Genomic DNA, 15730 nt, shown 5'->3' on the forward strand with positions numbered 1-15730 from the left:
CTAAGGGCACCATCATCCGGGCCGCGGCGCGCGCCACGATAAAGCCGCCCAGGCAGTTCTGGCGCCAGCTCTCTTCAAACGCAGGCACTTCGGTGTCGAGCACCGTGCCGCGGCAAAAACCCTGCACCGCGTAGACCACCAGGTGCGGCGCACCCAGTTCGGCGGTGACCGTGGCGAGCAAGGCGGCGACTGAACGTTCATCGGTGGCGTCGCACCCATAGGCATTCACCTGTCCCCCCTCGTCGCTCAATTCATCCACCAGGTCATCGAGCCGCTCGGCGTTGCGCGACGCCAGCGCCACCCGCATGCCGGACGCCGCGAAGCGCCGCGCCAGTTCAAAACCGTAGCCGGGGCCGACGCCGACGATCAGCGCCGTTTCGGTCGACGCATCGCGTTCGCTGTCATAGTCGCGCTGAGGAGAGACGGCGCTCGCCGGCGGCACGGGCGTGCCGCGATCGAGTTTCACGCGCTGATGCTGGCGGCGGCGGTTGTTCGATACCGGCACGCTGCGGCCGAAACGGTAGAAGAGGGAAACCGGGCCGACCGAGAGCTGTCGCCAACTCTTCAAGCTCCGCCACAGCCGCATCATTGGAACGGCAAACATCGCCGGCCTCACTTCGGATAGGTTGGTAGACAAGATTGGCGCCTTTGCTTGAAGGTTTAGCCCAAACCGCGGGTTTGTATTTTCAACAATACAAGCAAATTAACTTTATTTCAACAAGTGAATCTATTGATGCAACACAAACCCTGCGTTTAAAGCAACAGGGGGCGTCTCAGAAAACGGAAAAAATCGTACGCCAAGCCGCGCAGCTATTTTTTCAGCCTGCTGCGCGCCAGCAGTCGCGCCACCGTAGACGGATGGACATTAAACAGGCGCGCCGATTCGGCGGCCGTTTTCTGACCGGAATCGACCAAGTGGACAATTTCCTGTTGTTGTCGCGCCGTGAGCTTGGGGCGACGGCCGCCGATGCGGCCTTCTCCGCGGGCGGCCAACAAGCCGCTGCGGGTGCGCTCGCGCAGCATGGCGCGTTCGAACTCGGCGAACGATCCCACGATCTGCATCATCATGCGTCCGGCCGGCGAGGTGGTGTCGACGGCTTCGGTCAGGCTGAGGAATCCCGCGCCTGTCTTTTCCACCGTCTCCATGAGAGTCAGCACGTCCTTGAGCGAGCGTGATAGGCGGTCGAGCTTCCAAACGACCAGCACGTCGTCCTTGCGCAACTGATCGAGCAGGCGGCTCAGTTCGGGGCGATCCCAGCGGCCCGCCGACGCCTTCTCCTCGAATATCCGTCCGCATCCCGCCGCGTTCAACGCCGCGATCTGTGCCGTGTTGTCCTGGTCCTGGGCGGAGACGCGGGCATATCCGATTCGCATGGAGCAGTCCTTTCTTACTTGACTTCGGTTGCGGCCGGGCCGGGCCGATCCGGGCCGGGCCGATCCGGGCCGGGCCGATCCGGGCCGGGCCGATTCTCCAGCCGCGCCCTCGACAACGCCACCGCTTCATGCAGCTTTTGCTCCAGCAGTTGCCGGGACGGCAAGCCGGTCAGGTACTCGGCGACGTGAATGCCGCTTTGGTCAAGTTCCAGCAGTTCTATCTGTTCACGGTTCTTGCCCGTGCAAAGAATAATGCCCAGTGGCGGCGCTTCGCCCGGCTCTTGTTCATGTTTGGCCAGCCAGCGCAGGTAGAGCTCCATCTGGCCCTTGTCGGCCGCCTTGAATTCGCCGAGCTTGAGTTCGATGGCGACCAGGCGCCGCAAGCGGCGGTTGTAGAACAGCAGGTCAATGTAAAAATCGTTGTTGTCAATTTGTAGCCGTTTTTGGCGGGCGACAAAGCTGAAACCACTCCCCAGCTCCAACAGGAAATTTTCCAATTCACGCAGAATGGCGTCTTCGAGATCTTTCTCAAGGTAGCGATCGCGCAGCCCCAGGAAGTCCAGCACGTAGGGATCCTTCAGCACGAGGTTCGGGCCAAGTACCCCCTGATCGCGCAGGGTCGCCAGTTCGTTCGTCAGCAATTCGTCGGGCTTGCGCGAAAGCGCCGTGCGCTCGAACAGCATGGAGTCGAGCCGGCCCTGCAAGGTGCGCGTGCTCCAGCCCTCGTCGCGACACATCTCCAGGTAGAACTCCCGCTTGAGGGGATCGTCGATGTAAATTAGGCTGCGCAAATGGGTCCAGCTCAATTGTCTACTCAGCGCGTAGACAATCTCCTCGGTCTCGAACACCTCGCCAAAGCGCAGCATGTGGCGCAGGTTCTTGGCGCCGAAGCCGCGCCCGTGTTCGACTTCTAATTGTCGCGCTAGCGAAGCGACGATCTGTTCGCCGTAGCCGGCCCGCTCCCCTTGGAGCACCTCGGCACATATGCGCCGGCCAATGCGCCAGTAAAGCATGGTTAAGGCCGAATTGACCGTGGCGGCCAGTCCGGCCCGCGCTTCGCCGATCAAGACGCGAATGTCGCCGGCCAGACCGGTTGTTGCGGCTGCAGCTTGTATGTCTTGCGGTTCCACCAGCTTGCTCCTCGATACGGTTCGTTCAGCACAAACCTGTTGCCAATGACAATCATTATGCAATACATTTACGCACCATGTATACGCCATGGGAATCGTGTGCGGGCATTTCCACCTCTTCGAGAGTCGACATGCCTCGTCGTTCCATTCTGTCCGCCGCAGAGCGGGAAAGCCTACTGACGTTGCCGGATACGCAAGATGACCTAATCCGGCACGACACATTCAACGAATCCGATCTGGCGCTGATTCGTCAGCGTCGTGGCGATGCCAACCGCCTGGGTTTCGCGGTGCAACTTTGCCTGCTACGCTACCCCGGCTATGGCTTGCCGGTCGATGCGGTCCTGCCCTCGTGAGGTACAGCCGGGATAAAGCCAGAAATGACACATAAGCCTAAAAGTAATAAAGAATCGATCCTTTATGCACTTTGCGCCGTCTCTTAAGTGCTGATCCGGTTATCCTCATCGGGTTCGGTCAGTGACGCGGTTCCAGGCTGAGCAGCGGCTCCAATTGGGATATCCAGCTCTGGAGACGAGCGATCATATCTCGCATCTCGTCCATGACTGTTTCCGCAAGTTCTGGCAAAGTCTCATCATCGGTAGCGACAGTCATCCCCGCCCCGTTCACCGCCGTGTGCGCCATCGCGTGAAGACGAAGCACCGATTCCCGCAGACTATTCTCGCCCTGCGCGGCGTGTGCGGCTGCGGCCAATTCGTCAACCATGCGCAACAGCATGGTCGTGTCAAAAGTGCTGCGCAGTTCCGCGAGCGCGGTGCCGTCCATCAACCCGTATGCCGTTGGTGTCGTGTTTTCCAGATTGGTCACGCTGTATCTCCCGCCTGATCGTTGCGCTTTTTCTCGGCTGCCGCCTCCTTGGCAAGTTTGGCAGCCTGTTTGAACTGCGACTCTTTCAGCCACGATTCTGGCGGGCGCTTCATGTCGAGATGATAGTTCCCGAATCGCTTGACGCCAAAGGTGCCATACGGACTCATGAATTCAACGTCGGCGACCGACACGATCTCCCCGGCCGCGTACATGTCCTGCATGATCCTCATCATGTCGACGGTATTTTGCAGAATTACCGCCGAGGCAACCAGATCGATGTAGCGCAGCCGCTTTTGCTGTTCGTTGAGTTCATTTTCGCCGATCACGTCGCCGCCGAAATCGAGCCATTTGGTGAAGGCATGGTAGGACTCGATCTTGTTCGTCGTCGCCGTCACTTCCTGGCGCATCTCCTTGCGAGAAATCCAGCGCAGCAAGTAGACAGTGCGCAGCACGCGTCCCAATTCGCGCGTCGCCGCAAAAAGTCGGTTATGCCTGCCCTCGTGGCTGAGTTTACGCAGCAACATTGGCGACGGGATCCGTCCCGCCTGAATGGAGATGGCCACCTGCATCAGATCCTTCCAATGATCGGCGATGCGGTCCCAGTCGACGACATCGGTGAAGAGGCGATCGATGTGGCGATAGGACGAGGCCTTTGACGGACGATAAAATTTCAAGTCCTTCCAGTTCCGGATACGCGGCATCAACTGGATGCCCAGCAGGTGCGTGAACGCAAACACGGTTTCGGACTGACCATGGGTGTCGGAATAGACGGTATCGGCCTGAACGCTCAATCCCGCCTTCATCAATCCCTCGATCACGTAGACAGCTTCGAACACGCCGGGCGGGATGAAATGGCGAAAGTTGGCGATGTAGTTGTCGGCGACGTGGCGATAGGCCACGGCGCCCATCTTCCTGTACCGGAAATGCATCCCCACCAGCATGTTCTGTTCGTAGAATTCGTACTGGGTGCCGTCGGCCGCGACCTTCTTGCCCTCGCCCCACAATTTCGGAAGCTCCAGTCGCAGGTAGAGTTCGGTGAGGTCGCGGCACGCATTGTCAAGCTGCTCCAACCCCATATGCCGCTGGTTCGAGTAGGAAAGCTGGTGCGGCGTGACGCCGTTGGACAGGTGGCGTGCCGCTTGGGTGGGACCGAGGTTGCATCCCATGGCGAAGACGGTCAGCAGGTAGCGTTCGCGCGCATTGCGCAGTTTCGGCTCATCACCCGAGAGCGGCCCGAAATTGCGCGTGAAGCCGGTCCAGTGTTCGATGTTGGCCAGGATATCCAGCAGATTGCGCGGCACCGTGCGCGCCTCGATCGCTGCTTGCAAGGCCACAGCCGACGCAGGCACCTCGCGCGCGGTATTTCTGCGCACGGTCGGCTCGCCGTTGCTGCCAATCGTGAAGTCACCTGTGTTTTTCGGGAATGCCTTGTCGACCTCCGTCGCCGTGTCGGAGAGCAGTTTCTTGAGGCCGGCTACAAAATCCTGCGCATTGTCGGCCATGCCGATCCGGTCGCAATACGCAGGCAGGAGCGCCAAGCATTCGTCCCAAGGAAGCAGTTGCCGGCGGTAGTCAGCGAACGCGCCGGAACCGTCAATGCTGACGTCGCCCGATCGCAGGTCGCTGCTGAGGTGACTGAACACGCACACTTCCAGGTGGCGCCGGTTCGTGGGGTTGCCCAGCCCATGCGAGCGCCGAACCAGCTTGCGCCAGCGTTCGGAGGCAAAAGTCAAGGTCACCTCCGCGACGATCCATTCGGTCTTTTTGTGTTCGTTTTCGAGCACGACATCGAGGGCATCGAGCAGGCTGGTGTCGGTCGTCGCTCCCTGAAAGTCCAGCGCTTTCGCCATCCTGAACATCGCGCCGCGCCAGCTGCTGTAGGGTTTCCATAGCAGCGACAAATGATTCCCGCCGCTCCATACCCGGATCGCCTCGCAATCGGCGCGCAATTTTTCCAGGTCCCCGTGAGGCGCAAGCAGCTCGCGCACTCGCTGCCCCGTGGCCGCGTCGTCCAAGCGCTCGCCCAGGATCTCCACGACGTCTTCGAGGGTTGCGACCAGTGCTTCGCTCATTTCCCGTTGGCGGGCCTGGATTGCCTGCAATTCTTCGCGGGCGCTCTTGTGCATTGTGCCTATCCGGCGGATGAACATTTCGGCGATATCGTCACGGGCGCTGATGCGCATTTGCCGAATCAGCGCTAGGATGAAGGTATGCTTCTTGACCTGAACGAAGTGTTTCATGTCGCCCGCGTCGAGCGTTGAGGCCATGTCGGCGATGTGTTTCAGTTTGGTCGCCGGCACGCCGTCCAGCAGCACGTCGCTGTCGGGCAGCGATTCGAGCCAGTCGAGCTGGTCGAGGACGATATCGAGATGCTTGCGCGAGGCTTTCTTGGCCGATCGCTTGATTTGGTTGTACAGCGTTCGCCGAACTGGCAGTTCGGCCACGAGGAGATCGTCGAGCCACTTGCGTTGGCCCTCGTTGAGGCGCAAGCCTATTTGACTATGCAGATCGAGCTCGGCCGCTGTATGCGCCTGCTCGGCGATTTCATCAAGCGTTCGAAACACCGGCAATTCGGATCCGATACGCACCAGTTCCTCGACCGTGATGTTGATGATGTCGGTGCGCGTATCGACAATGGCGGCGGCCGCCTTGGCGATGCCGATGGCAAGGGGGCGCGTCCGTGCGTCGGTGTAGGGTTTCACGCCAAGCAACGTGCGGATCGCCTTGTGATGACGGTACAGTGCGGCATGGCTGGCGTAGGCGATGGACTTCGCGGCCGGCATGGCCAGCGTCGCCGAGACATGCTCCACGACCTCCTCCGGAATTGTCTCGAGAGCAGGAAAGTGGCGCAGGAACTGAAAGCACTTGAGCAGCACCAGAAGCGCCAGGCGCCGCTCAGGACTGCGTGAAAAGCCCTGCGCCCACTCGGTTTCGTCCGGGCGCGGTGAAAACGAAGCGTGCAGATCCTTCAAGGTCAACGTGCGCGGAAATCGGGGATACGCGGTTCGTTCGATGCTCGCCATAGGTATAACTCCATTAAGGCCATTTGCGCGAACTGGTGCACGATTTCGGGCTGCCGAGCGCGGAAATCAGTGTATGGCAAGAGAGTTAATTTGTTAACCTTTCCATTGTGAATATTTATCCAAGGCCCTGCGAGCCAAGGTAGGCGCCAATCGGTCGACAGTTTCGTGCTGTCAGCCAGGGTGAGAGAAAGCGCGCGGACATGACCGTGGGCAAAAGGATCTTTCGCAAGAATGCGGTTAATCTGCGCCAGGTAGGCCACAGTGATTTGATTGAGCTCAGCAACAATCGGCGCGGTGGAAAAATTTGGCGTCGGCGCCAACACTTTCCGCAGCAGGGATCAAACACTACTTCGCGGCTGTTAACCTCTTTACAAACTCGCGCATCGTATCCGTGAACGTCTTTGCCTCGATGACCTCCAGACGGCGGGCGCGCAATTCGGAGATATACTGAAATTGCAACGGATCGCCATCGATGGCCCCCATCGACCACTTCTCAAAGATCCGATTGTTCGTTGGGGAAATATGAAGGATCTGGGGATTGCTGTGTCTGTGATCATTCAGAATCTTCACATACTGCCGAAGCACCTCCTGCTCCGGCCCTTCCAACACTTGCATGAACAGTCCGCCACCGTGAATCAGGATGCCAGTGATACTGTTGATCGGATTATTGCGACGCGCGGACACCAAGATGTCGTACACTTGCTCATCCGATATTGTGGGGGTGCGATTGCTGAGGTAGAGAAGTCGAATCATGGAATTATGTGTCCCCCATCCACGCACAGGAGTTCGGCGAACGCCGGGGCGGGAACCGGCCTGCTGAAATAGTAGCCCTGTACTTGATCGCAACGATGCACGCGCAAATAGTCAAGCTGTTCGACGGATTCCACACCTTCAGCAACGACCTTCAATTTCAGGTTATGGGCAAGCCCGATGATCGACGCCGCGATGGCATCGCCGTCGTCTGATCCAATGTCCATCACAAAGCTGCGATCAATCTTCAAGACATCAATCGGCAGACGCTTCAGATAGGCGAGGCTGGAGTAGCCAGTGCCGAAATCATCGACCGCGATGCTCACGCCGAGATGTTTGAGCGCGCGCAGCACGCCAATGCCGCGTTCGACGTCGCGCATGACAAGACTCTCGGTTAGCTCAAGTTCGAGGTCCTGAGGCGCCAAACCGATTTCGGACAAGATCGCGCCGACCGACTCGGCCAGATTGGCGCACACAAACTGGCGCGCCGACAGATTGACGGCCACCCTGACATGGGGAAGCCCTTCTTGTTGCCACTGGCGGTTCTGGAGGCAGGCAGTGCGCAATACCCAGTTGCCGATCGGGACTATCAAGCCCGTCTCCTCGGCGATGCCAATGAACTCGACGGGCCCGACCAGGCCGCGTGAGGGATGTTGCCAGCGCACCAGCGCCTCCACACCAGTAATGCGCCCCGATCCCAAGTCAATTTGTGGTTGATAGTGCAATACGAATTCATCGCGCTCAAGGGCCAGGCGCAGGTCGGCTTCGATGCGCAGTCGCGCGCGGGCTTTCTGGTTCACGTCGGCCGTGTGGAAGCGAAAGCAGTTGCGGCCGTCGTTCTTTGCATGAAACGCGGCGATATCGGCACGTTCGAGCAGGGTATCGACGCCGGGTCCATCATCGGGGTATCCGGAGACACCGATGCTGCATGTCAGGACGACCTCCTGTCCCTCATACGAAATGGGAACGCTTACTGCGGTCATGATGCGTTCTAGCGCGGCGGTTCCGAGTCCGCCCTCATGTTGATCGGACATCAGAATGGCGAATTCGTCGCTGCGCCAACGCGCTACGGTATCGGCGCCTCGGACAACGGCATGCAGGCGCTCCGCTATCACCTTCAGGAAGCTGTCCCCGCCTCCGTGGCCAAAACTGTCATTAATCACTTTGAAGCGGTCCAGGCTCACAAACGCCACCCACATCCGGCTTCCGTCGCGACGCGCACAAGCAATCGCGTGCAGCAAGCGGTCGCGCAGCAGCGCCCGGTTGGGCAGGCCGGTCAGTTCATCATGGTGAGCCAGATGCAGCAACTCCGACTCCAGCTGTTTGGCCTGGGAGATGTCGTATTGGGATGCGACGAAATGGGACACGGCGCCGTCGCTACCGCGCACCGGGGCGATGAAAAGGTGATTCCAGAACAGCGTGCCGTCCTTGCGGTAGTTGCGCAAGACCGCGTTCCCCGCTCGCTGCTCGCGCAGAGCGAGGCGAATCTCGTCAATGCCAGCCTGATCCCCGTCATCTCCTTGCAGGAAATTGCAACTGCGCCCGATCACCTCGGCTGCCCGGTAGCCTGTGATACGCTCAAAGGCGGGATTGACGTACTCGATGATGAAATGCGGTGGCTCCGCACGCGTGATGATCATCGCATTGGCACTGGCTTCGATTGCGTACCTATGTACTGACATTGGAATTGACAATTTTCCAAGTTCAGTGCCGGTTTGGCTCGACTGCACACTCCCATGTGCATCGCCGGAACTAGCTGACATTAGTGTCCTCCGCCGATAAATGCTAAAAGTTGACAGGTGAAACTCACAGTAACATGGAAATCATGACCGCTCCGTTTCACGTGGACTGATGAGAAAGAGCGATGCATCAGGTCTTGCTCAGGCGCGCTTTGCCAACGCTGGCGCGCGCCCGCTTGGCGCCTGTTAACTGATTGGCCGGCAGCGTGAATATTCCCGACCTGCTTGCCAAATTATCTGTTTGGCCCTGCAGTTCATGGATGGCACTGGTCGATTTCTCAAAACGCTTCCCAATCGGCACCATCGGCTGTCGCAGACGCCACTGCCAATCGTTTTGCTGGCGCAGCGCTGCGTCTTACGCTCGCGTGCGTAGCTGGCGATGACCGAGCATTGCCAGCGAACCTGGTTATGCTTGACGCTGGCTGCGCCGCAGCGCCAGATCGGCTAGCCGCCCCAGTGTGACTGCCGTCGAGTTTGAACACGCTCACCACCTGCGCCAGGGTGCCTGCCTGTTCCTGCAACGATTCCGCTGCAGCGGCCGCCTCTTCTACCAGCGAGGCATTTTGTTGCGTGACCTGGTCCATCTGGCTGATGGCCTGGTTGATCTGTTCAATGCCAGAGGTCTGCTCCTGGCTGGCCGCCGTGATTTCGCTCATGATGTCCGTGACGCGCTTGACGCTTTCCACGATTTCATCCATGGTTGTGCCGGCCTGATCGACCAGCTTTGCGCCTGCGTCGACTTTCTCGACCGAATCGCCAATCAAGCCTTTGATTTCTTTCGCGGCGGCAGCCGAGCGCTGTGCCAGGTTCCGCACTTCGGATGCCACCACAGCGAAGCCGCGCCCCTGTTCTCCGGCGCGCGCTGCCTCGACCGCTGCGTTGAGCGCCAGGATGTTGGTCTGGAACGCGATGCCGTCGATCACGCCAATGATCTCGACAATCTTTTTTGACGACGCATTGATCGAGTCCATCGTCTCGACCACTTGCGCCACCACCACGCCGCCTTTGAGCGCTATTTCGGAGGCCGAACCCGCGAGCTGATTGGCCTGGCGTGCGTTGTCGGCATTCTGCTTTACGGTGCTGGTCAGCTCTTCCATCGAGGATGCGGTCTCTTCGAGCGAGCTGGCCTGTTCCTCCGTGCGCGACGACAGGTCGAGGTTGCCGGCGGCGATCTGCGACGAAGCGGTGGCAATGGTGTCGGTGCCGGTGCGCACCTGGCCAACGATATTGACTAAGCTGTCGTTCATGTCCTTGAGCGCCTGCAAAAGCTGCCCCGTCTCATCCATCGAATCGACCTCTATATGACTAGTCAGGTCGCCCGCAGCCACCGTCTGCGCCACTTTTACCGCCTGCGCCAATGGTCGGGTGATCGAGCGGGTGGCAAACCATGCGACGAAACCGCCGGATAACAATGCCAGTCCGGTCAAAGTGAGCATGAGCGTCAATGCGCTACGGTAATTTCCCTCAGAATCCACCTCATCTTTTCTGTTTTTTACCTCTTGCAGATCAATGAACTCCTCGATTGCATCTTGCCATTTCGTGGTCGCCGGAATAATCTCCTTCAATAGAAGGACAGTCGCATCCTCCTTGCTGGTCTTGGGGTCTGAGGTGCAGTGGAACGTAAAACACGGTTAAGCCAGGTTCGCGGGACTATTCATCGTTCGCTGGGTTACGCAACGGACGTAACTCGCCCTTGGCCACCGAATCCGGCACCGAAAACGAATACCGGCCCAGCATGTTGATGTGCTCATGCAGCAGCGGCGACAGCCTGGCCATGTCTTCATCTCTTACCTCGAAACCATCCACCCGCAGTTGGTTCAATGCGGCCTCCATATAGCTGGTGTTCCACAGCACGATCATGTTGAGCACCAGGCCGAGCGCACCGAGCTGGTCTTCCTGCCCCTCGCGGTAGTGCTGCCGCAACTCGCCTCGCTTGCCGTGGAAGACGGCGCGGGCGACGCTGTGCCGCCCCTCGCCACGGTTGAGCTGAGTCAGCGTGCTCCGGCGCTTGGCTTCGTCATCGATGTAGGTCAGCGTGTGTAGCGTCTTGTCGATGCGGCCGAACTCGGCGATGGCTTGGGCCAGCCTGGTCGGGCGCTCGCCGACCTGGAGCGTGCGCATGATGCCGGCGGCAGAAACCCGGCCGAGCTTGAGCGAGCCGGCCAGGCGCAGCATGTCGTCCCAATGCGGCTCGATCTTCTGTAGGCTGATATTGTGCCCGGATACAGAATTGAGCAGTCCGTAGTCGGCTTTGGTATCGATTCGCCAGAAACGCGTGCCGCCGACATCGGCCAGGCGCGGACTGAATCGGTATCCAAGCAGGCGGAACAGGCCGAAAACCACGTCGCTGTACGCGCCCGTGTCCGTCATGATCTGAGTCGGCTGAAGGTCGGTCTGCTGTTCCAGGACGACGGCTAGCAGGACCAGGCTGTCGCGCAGCGTGCCCGGCACCGTGATGTCGTTCAGTCCGGAAAACTGGTTCGATATCAGGTTGTACCAGGTCACGCCGCGCCCGACGCCGAAGTATTTCGGATTCGGGCCGGAATGCACCGAGCGCACCGGCACCACGAAGCGCATCCCGTCGGCCGACGCGACCTCGCCGCCGCCCCACACGCTGGCCAGCGTCGAACGGCTCTGCGCGGCGACCAGCATGGTGTTTGCCGCAGTGATGGTGTCGTCGCGCAGGTAGTTCTGGTCCACCCATGACAACCTGTCGCGCTTGAGCGCCGGCACATCGCCGCGAATCAGCGGCTCTGGCCCCGTATTGCACGCCTCGGCCATCAGCACCGCGCAGATGCTCACATGCAGATCGGAAGCGCGCGCGGTGCGCTCCGATATGTGAGTAAAGGCGTCCGTAAAGCGCGTGCGGGCCGCAATCTCCAAGATAAGTTCCGGCAAATCGACGCGCGGCAGCATGCCCATGACCTTGGCGCGCAGCGCGATCAGCGATGCCGGTTCATCCATTTTGTCCAATGGGCTGAGCACCAGCTCTTGTTTGTCGCCCACCTTCTCGAACCGCACGGCCGGATTGTCGGGCAACCTGGCGGCGACTGCTTGGTAGGTGCGATCCAATTCATCGGCCAGGGCCGTCAATGTCGGCCCCGGCACCGCCGACAAGCCAAGCGTGCGGCAAATGATCGGGCGCGTGGATTCCCATTCGGCGCTATCGATCAGGCCGGCGCGCGGATCGGCGTAACGCCAGCTCGGGGCCACGAACACGTCGCGCCGGCGCAGCGCGATACGCAATTCGGACAAAACGCAGAACGTGTAAGCGTGGAAGTCGATGGCGTCATCCTCGCGCAGCACATGGCGTTGCCACGGCTTGGTGATGATATCGCGCGGTGCGTCGTTGCCCGGACGCTTCACCGACATGTTGGCGCGAAGCCAGGAAAATGCGGCGATGAACGGCTCTCCTGCGGCATTCGCGCCAAACTGAATTTGTTCGGCCAGCGCGGGCAGGAAGCGGCGTACGGTCTTGTACTTGGCATCCAGCTCCTGGTAGTACACGTTGTCGGTCGGCCGAATTAGCTTGTTGACGCCGGCAAGGGCCAGCGCGAGCGCATCGGGTGAAATCCGCGCGAACAACTGTGTGCGCAGCTCCGCATCCGGCACGGCATCGTCCAGTAGCATTTGGCAGGCACTGGCGAGGATGGCCGCCGCTTCGTCAAGGTCTTTGAGCGATCGGAGGCGCGATTTTCTGTCGGCCTTCACGGCGTCACCGAAAAGCTCTCGCAGGATGACTTCGAGCACTTCCAGAGCGTCGTCTTGCGCCGATGCTTCAAGGCAGTGCACGAACGCGACCAGGGTGGCCAGGCGGCGCAACACCGGCAGGCGCAGGATCGCGCTGGCCTTGGCGGCGCCGGCGAAGCGGGCCAGGGCGGCGACCCGTGTGGCCGGGATGCGCGTGGCGGCCGGCAACCGGATGCCAAGCTCGCGGGCGGCTTGCAGCCGCATCAGCGCGAGGCTCATTGACCGGCTACTGGCCACCACCGGCCCGGTGCGCAGTCGGTCGAGCGGCGAATTACGACTGCCGCCAGATGAGACCAGAAGGCCCTCCAGGCGCGTTTGCTGGTCCTGGCTGATCCCACTCCCAAGCGAGCGCCACAAGCGCTCTTCGACGCGGCTGCGCAGGCGCGCAACGTACCGTTCGAGCGTCGTGCAGCCTGGCAGCAGAACCTTGTGCGTCACGAGCCATGTCGTGGCGCGCTCGAACAGCACGCTCGGCCGGTCGGTGCCGGTCCAGCAAAGCGCGTACAGCCACCGAGTAAGGCGAAAGGCGATCAAGGGTTCCGTGAATTCGACGTAGCCATAGCGCGCGCGAATTTCTATCGCATGCTGCCAGCGTTGTCGGCCGGTGCTGTAGGAGCTTGCTTTGTCCAGCGCCTCGATGCGCAGCTGCTTGGCCAGCGTCCGCAACACGGGCTGGGGCACGGCCAGCGGATCTTCCAAAAACGCGCCCAGGTAGCGCACTGTGCCCAGCTGGATGGCGAAGCCAAGCCGATTGTGCGCGCCGCGCTTCTCAGCGATTAGCGCATGGTCGGTGTCGTCCAGATGAAAGTACCGGGCGAGGTCATGGGGTGATGGAGAACTGGCGTAGCGGCCATAGTTCTCGCGCTGCGCGTCGGAAAGAAAGCTGACTGGCATCTTTTTCCTGTATGGCGGCAATCAGTGCATTATGATTTGCCTTGGTGCATGGCCCAAATCCGCTTGACCTGGCCTTAACTGCACCCGGACAGCTCGGCGGTCTTCTGGATCGTATTTTCGTTTTCGAAAGGCGACAGCGCCCTTGTTAGGAGTCGGCTGCACTGGATTGGCTGAGCCTCTCCCGAACCCGCATGATGGACTGGCGAGTGGTGGCGTAGTCACGCGCCACCTTGGCTACGGACTCACCTTTCGCGAGGCGTTGCATCGCTTCGGCCTGCTGTACCTTGGTCAGCGCTGGCGGGCGACCCAGCGTCTTGCCTTCCGCCCGTGCGCGTGCAATACCCGCTTGGGTTCGCTCGATCAGCAAATCGCGCTCAAACTCAGCTACCGCATTCAACACGCTCATGGTCATCTTTCCGGCAGCGCTGGTCAGATCGACCCCGCCGAGCGCTAGGCAATGCACACGAATAGCATCGGCCGCCAGCTGCTCTACTGTGGCGCGCACATCCATGGCATTGCGGCCAAGTCGGTCCAGCTTGGTTACGATGAGTACATCGCCGGGTTCCAGACGGTCAAGCAACCGAGCAAACTGCGGCCGTTCAGTGGCCGCGACGCTGCCACTGATGCTTTCGCACACGATACGGCGTTTGTCGACCGCGAAGCCGGCCGCCTCAATTTCAAGAATCTGGTTGTCTGTGTTCTGATCGGCGGTGCTGACGCGAGCGTAGATGAAGGTGCGAGACATGTTAGGCAGCCAAAGCGTACGAAATGGGAGTACTAATTGTACGGCATGTCCGATAACAGATGTTCCTATTTTTCGTACATCCAAATCTTACCCTGTACGTAACCGATCGTTTTCGTACATGCCGTCAGCAAGTTTTAGACGATATTCCCTTCGACCAAACTGCTCATTCAAGCTTTTCAAGGAATTCCGTTTCGCCCATGCTGCGCACGCCAAGCGCTGCAGCCTTGTCTACTTTGGACTTTCCAGGCTTATTGCCGACCACCAGAATCGTGGTCTTGGCGTTAACGGACTGCTGTACATTGCCGCCCTGTTCCTCGATCAGCTCCTCGATTGATGCGCGATCATAGTCTTCGAACGTGCCGGTCACCACGACATACTCATCATTAAATCCTGCCCGTGGATTTTGCAGCCACTTCCACTCGGCTTCATTGTAATCGTCAAGGTATTCATCGTTATTCTTTAGAAAGAAGTACTCGCCCACCTGCGAGGAAAATGCCGCAATCTCTACATCGACCGCACCGAGATGATGGAGAAACTCGACCAGCACTTCCACTTCCAGAGAAGAGGCCGAGTCGAATGCCATGTAGACGATACCGTCCCTGATCGACGTTTCGATCTGGGTATTGAGGATGTCATCGACATCGTACAGCGCTTCGCCTTCATCCATGGCTTCAATGGCTGCAAAATCTTGTGCTTCCACATGAAAAATGAATTTCTTGATCTTCTCCAGGCTGCCAGCATCTTTAGGCTGAGCGTAAATCTTGAGTGAAAGTGCTGACAAAAGTATCTCCTACTCGTTATTGAAATGGTTGCCATTGCTCTGTTCGAGAGCATCGGTACGCGCAGTCGAAAATATTAGCATTTGCGAGAGCATAGCAGGAAGCGAAAAAGGGAAAATACTTTTTCTTTCCGATTAATGGCAAAATCCTGGAGAGAAAAATCGAAAAGAATTGGCATCTGGCCGATCAGTCGCAGTCGGCGGCATCTGCAAGCTCATGAGCATCGCCAAGGCATGCAAACAACGCCTGCAAGACGTGTGGGTAGCTGCCGGCTATCGCCTGCTCAGTGCCGGCGCCAGGGAAGGCCGCGCCTACGATTATTTCAAGTTCCTGCTCAACACCGGATAGGATTTTTCGTATGCTGCACGCTGCAAGGGCGGCACCCTACTCGCCGGCAGCAACCAGGGCGCGCCTGCAAACATATCGCCCGCCAGCACGCGGCATTACTGGAATCGAAAGTTCAAAGGCGCTAAGGGTCTCGTGGTCCGTGTCCACGGCGACGGATCGGGCGAACTGACTGACTCGACCCGACGCGAAGCGTACGTGTCGCCGCGCGACATGGAACAGGTCTTCACGGCGATCGCAAAAGGTGACCTGACCGAGATTATCGAATGACGATGGCCGTTTTACGCATGACTGAGCGGGGTTACTACACTGCGCCCGTTCTGGGATTTAAGGTTCAACGGAACGTACAATTGCGTTAAGGTCCTGGCCAGTATTGTGT

General features: G+C 59.4%; 13 protein-coding genes and 2 pseudogenes. 3 read left to right on the top strand and 12 right to left on the bottom strand.

Annotated features, from left to right (window positions below):
* The 3 genes from PO883_RS22680 to PO883_RS22690 all read right to left on the bottom strand — a co-directional run.
* The coding region (locus tag PO883_RS22680) for an SDR family NAD(P)-dependent oxidoreductase (RefSeq protein ID WP_289311762.1) at positions 1-568 on the bottom strand (568 nt) is incomplete at its 3' end.
* A 242-nt stretch (positions 569-810) separates the two neighbouring features.
* Positions 811-1374: a recombinase family protein gene (locus tag PO883_RS22685; RefSeq protein ID WP_289311763.1), complete on the bottom strand. Its 564-nt coding sequence runs from the start codon at positions 1372-1374 to the stop codon at positions 811-813.
* A gap of 14 nt (positions 1375-1388) precedes the next feature.
* Positions 1389-2504: a PDDEXK nuclease domain-containing protein gene (locus tag PO883_RS22690; RefSeq protein WP_289311764.1), complete on the bottom strand. Its 1116-nt coding sequence runs from the start codon at positions 2502-2504 to the stop codon at positions 1389-1391.
* A gap of 131 nt (positions 2505-2635) precedes the next feature.
* Between PO883_RS22690 and PO883_RS22695 the strand changes: the two are divergent.
* Positions 2636-2848 (top strand): annotated as a pseudogene (locus PO883_RS22695) (DUF4158 domain-containing protein); the annotation flags it as partial.
* 127 nt (positions 2849-2975) lie between these two features.
* On the opposite strand, the gene tnpC reads toward PO883_RS22695, so the two are convergent.
* The 9 genes and pseudogenes from tnpC to PO883_RS22740 form a co-directional block, all read right to left on the bottom strand.
* A complete protein-coding gene (tnpC, locus tag PO883_RS22700) occupies positions 2976-3326 on the bottom strand; it encodes a Tn3 family transposase post-transcriptional regulator TnpC (RefSeq protein WP_289311765.1) in 351 nt (116 codons plus the stop codon).
* Positions 3323-6349: a Tn3 family transposase gene (locus tag PO883_RS22705; protein ID WP_289311766.1), complete on the bottom strand. Its 3027-nt coding sequence runs from the start codon at positions 6347-6349 to the stop codon at positions 3323-3325. Before PO883_RS22705 ends, tnpC begins: the two co-directional genes overlap by 4 nt.
* A complete protein-coding gene (locus PO883_RS22710) occupies positions 6301-6669 on the bottom strand; it encodes a hypothetical protein (RefSeq protein WP_289311767.1) in 369 nt (122 codons plus the stop codon). Before PO883_RS22710 ends, PO883_RS22705 begins: the two co-directional genes overlap by 49 nt.
* A 25-nt stretch (positions 6670-6694) precedes the next feature.
* Positions 6695-7102, bottom strand: coding sequence for a BLUF domain-containing protein (locus tag PO883_RS22715; RefSeq protein ID WP_289311768.1), 408 nt, complete (start codon positions 7100-7102; stop codon positions 6695-6697).
* Positions 7099-8862, bottom strand: coding sequence for an EAL domain-containing protein (locus PO883_RS22720; protein WP_308606004.1), 1764 nt, complete (start codon positions 8860-8862; stop codon positions 7099-7101). The genes PO883_RS22715 and PO883_RS22720 overlap by 4 nt, the downstream gene beginning before the upstream one ends.
* Positions 8863-9116: 254 nt before the next feature.
* A pseudogene (locus PO883_RS22725) lies at positions 9117-10235 on the bottom strand (methyl-accepting chemotaxis protein); the annotation flags it as partial.
* Positions 10236-10488: 253 nt separating this feature from the next.
* Positions 10489-13482, bottom strand: coding sequence for a Tn3 family transposase (locus PO883_RS22730; RefSeq protein ID WP_289311769.1), 2994 nt, complete (start codon positions 13480-13482; stop codon positions 10489-10491).
* A gap of 145 nt (positions 13483-13627) precedes the next feature.
* Positions 13628-14227: a recombinase family protein gene (locus PO883_RS22735; protein WP_289311770.1), complete on the bottom strand. Its 600-nt coding sequence runs from the start codon at positions 14225-14227 to the stop codon at positions 13628-13630.
* 163 nt (positions 14228-14390) lie between these two features.
* Positions 14391-15008, bottom strand: coding sequence for a BRCT domain-containing protein (locus PO883_RS22740; RefSeq protein WP_289311771.1), 618 nt, complete (start codon positions 15006-15008; stop codon positions 14391-14393).
* Positions 15009-15222: 214 nt separating this feature from the next.
* Between PO883_RS22740 and PO883_RS22745 the strand changes: the two genes are divergently transcribed.
* Together PO883_RS22745 and PO883_RS22750 are read left to right on the top strand one after the other, a co-directional pair.
* The gene (locus PO883_RS22745; protein WP_289311772.1) at positions 15223-15354 is read left to right on the top strand and encodes a hypothetical protein; all 132 of its coding nucleotides are present in this window, start codon (positions 15223-15225) and stop codon (positions 15352-15354) included.
* A 132-nt stretch (positions 15355-15486) separates the two neighbouring features.
* A complete protein-coding gene (locus PO883_RS22750) occupies positions 15487-15621 on the top strand; it encodes a hypothetical protein (protein ID WP_289311773.1) in 135 nt (44 codons plus the stop codon).
* The last annotated feature ends 109 nt before the right edge of the window (positions 15622-15730 follow it).

This window comes from Massilia sp. DJPM01 (genome assembly GCF_030348125.1).
Classification (GTDB): Bacteria; Pseudomonadota; Gammaproteobacteria; order Burkholderiales; family Burkholderiaceae_D; genus Telluria_A; species Telluria_A frigida.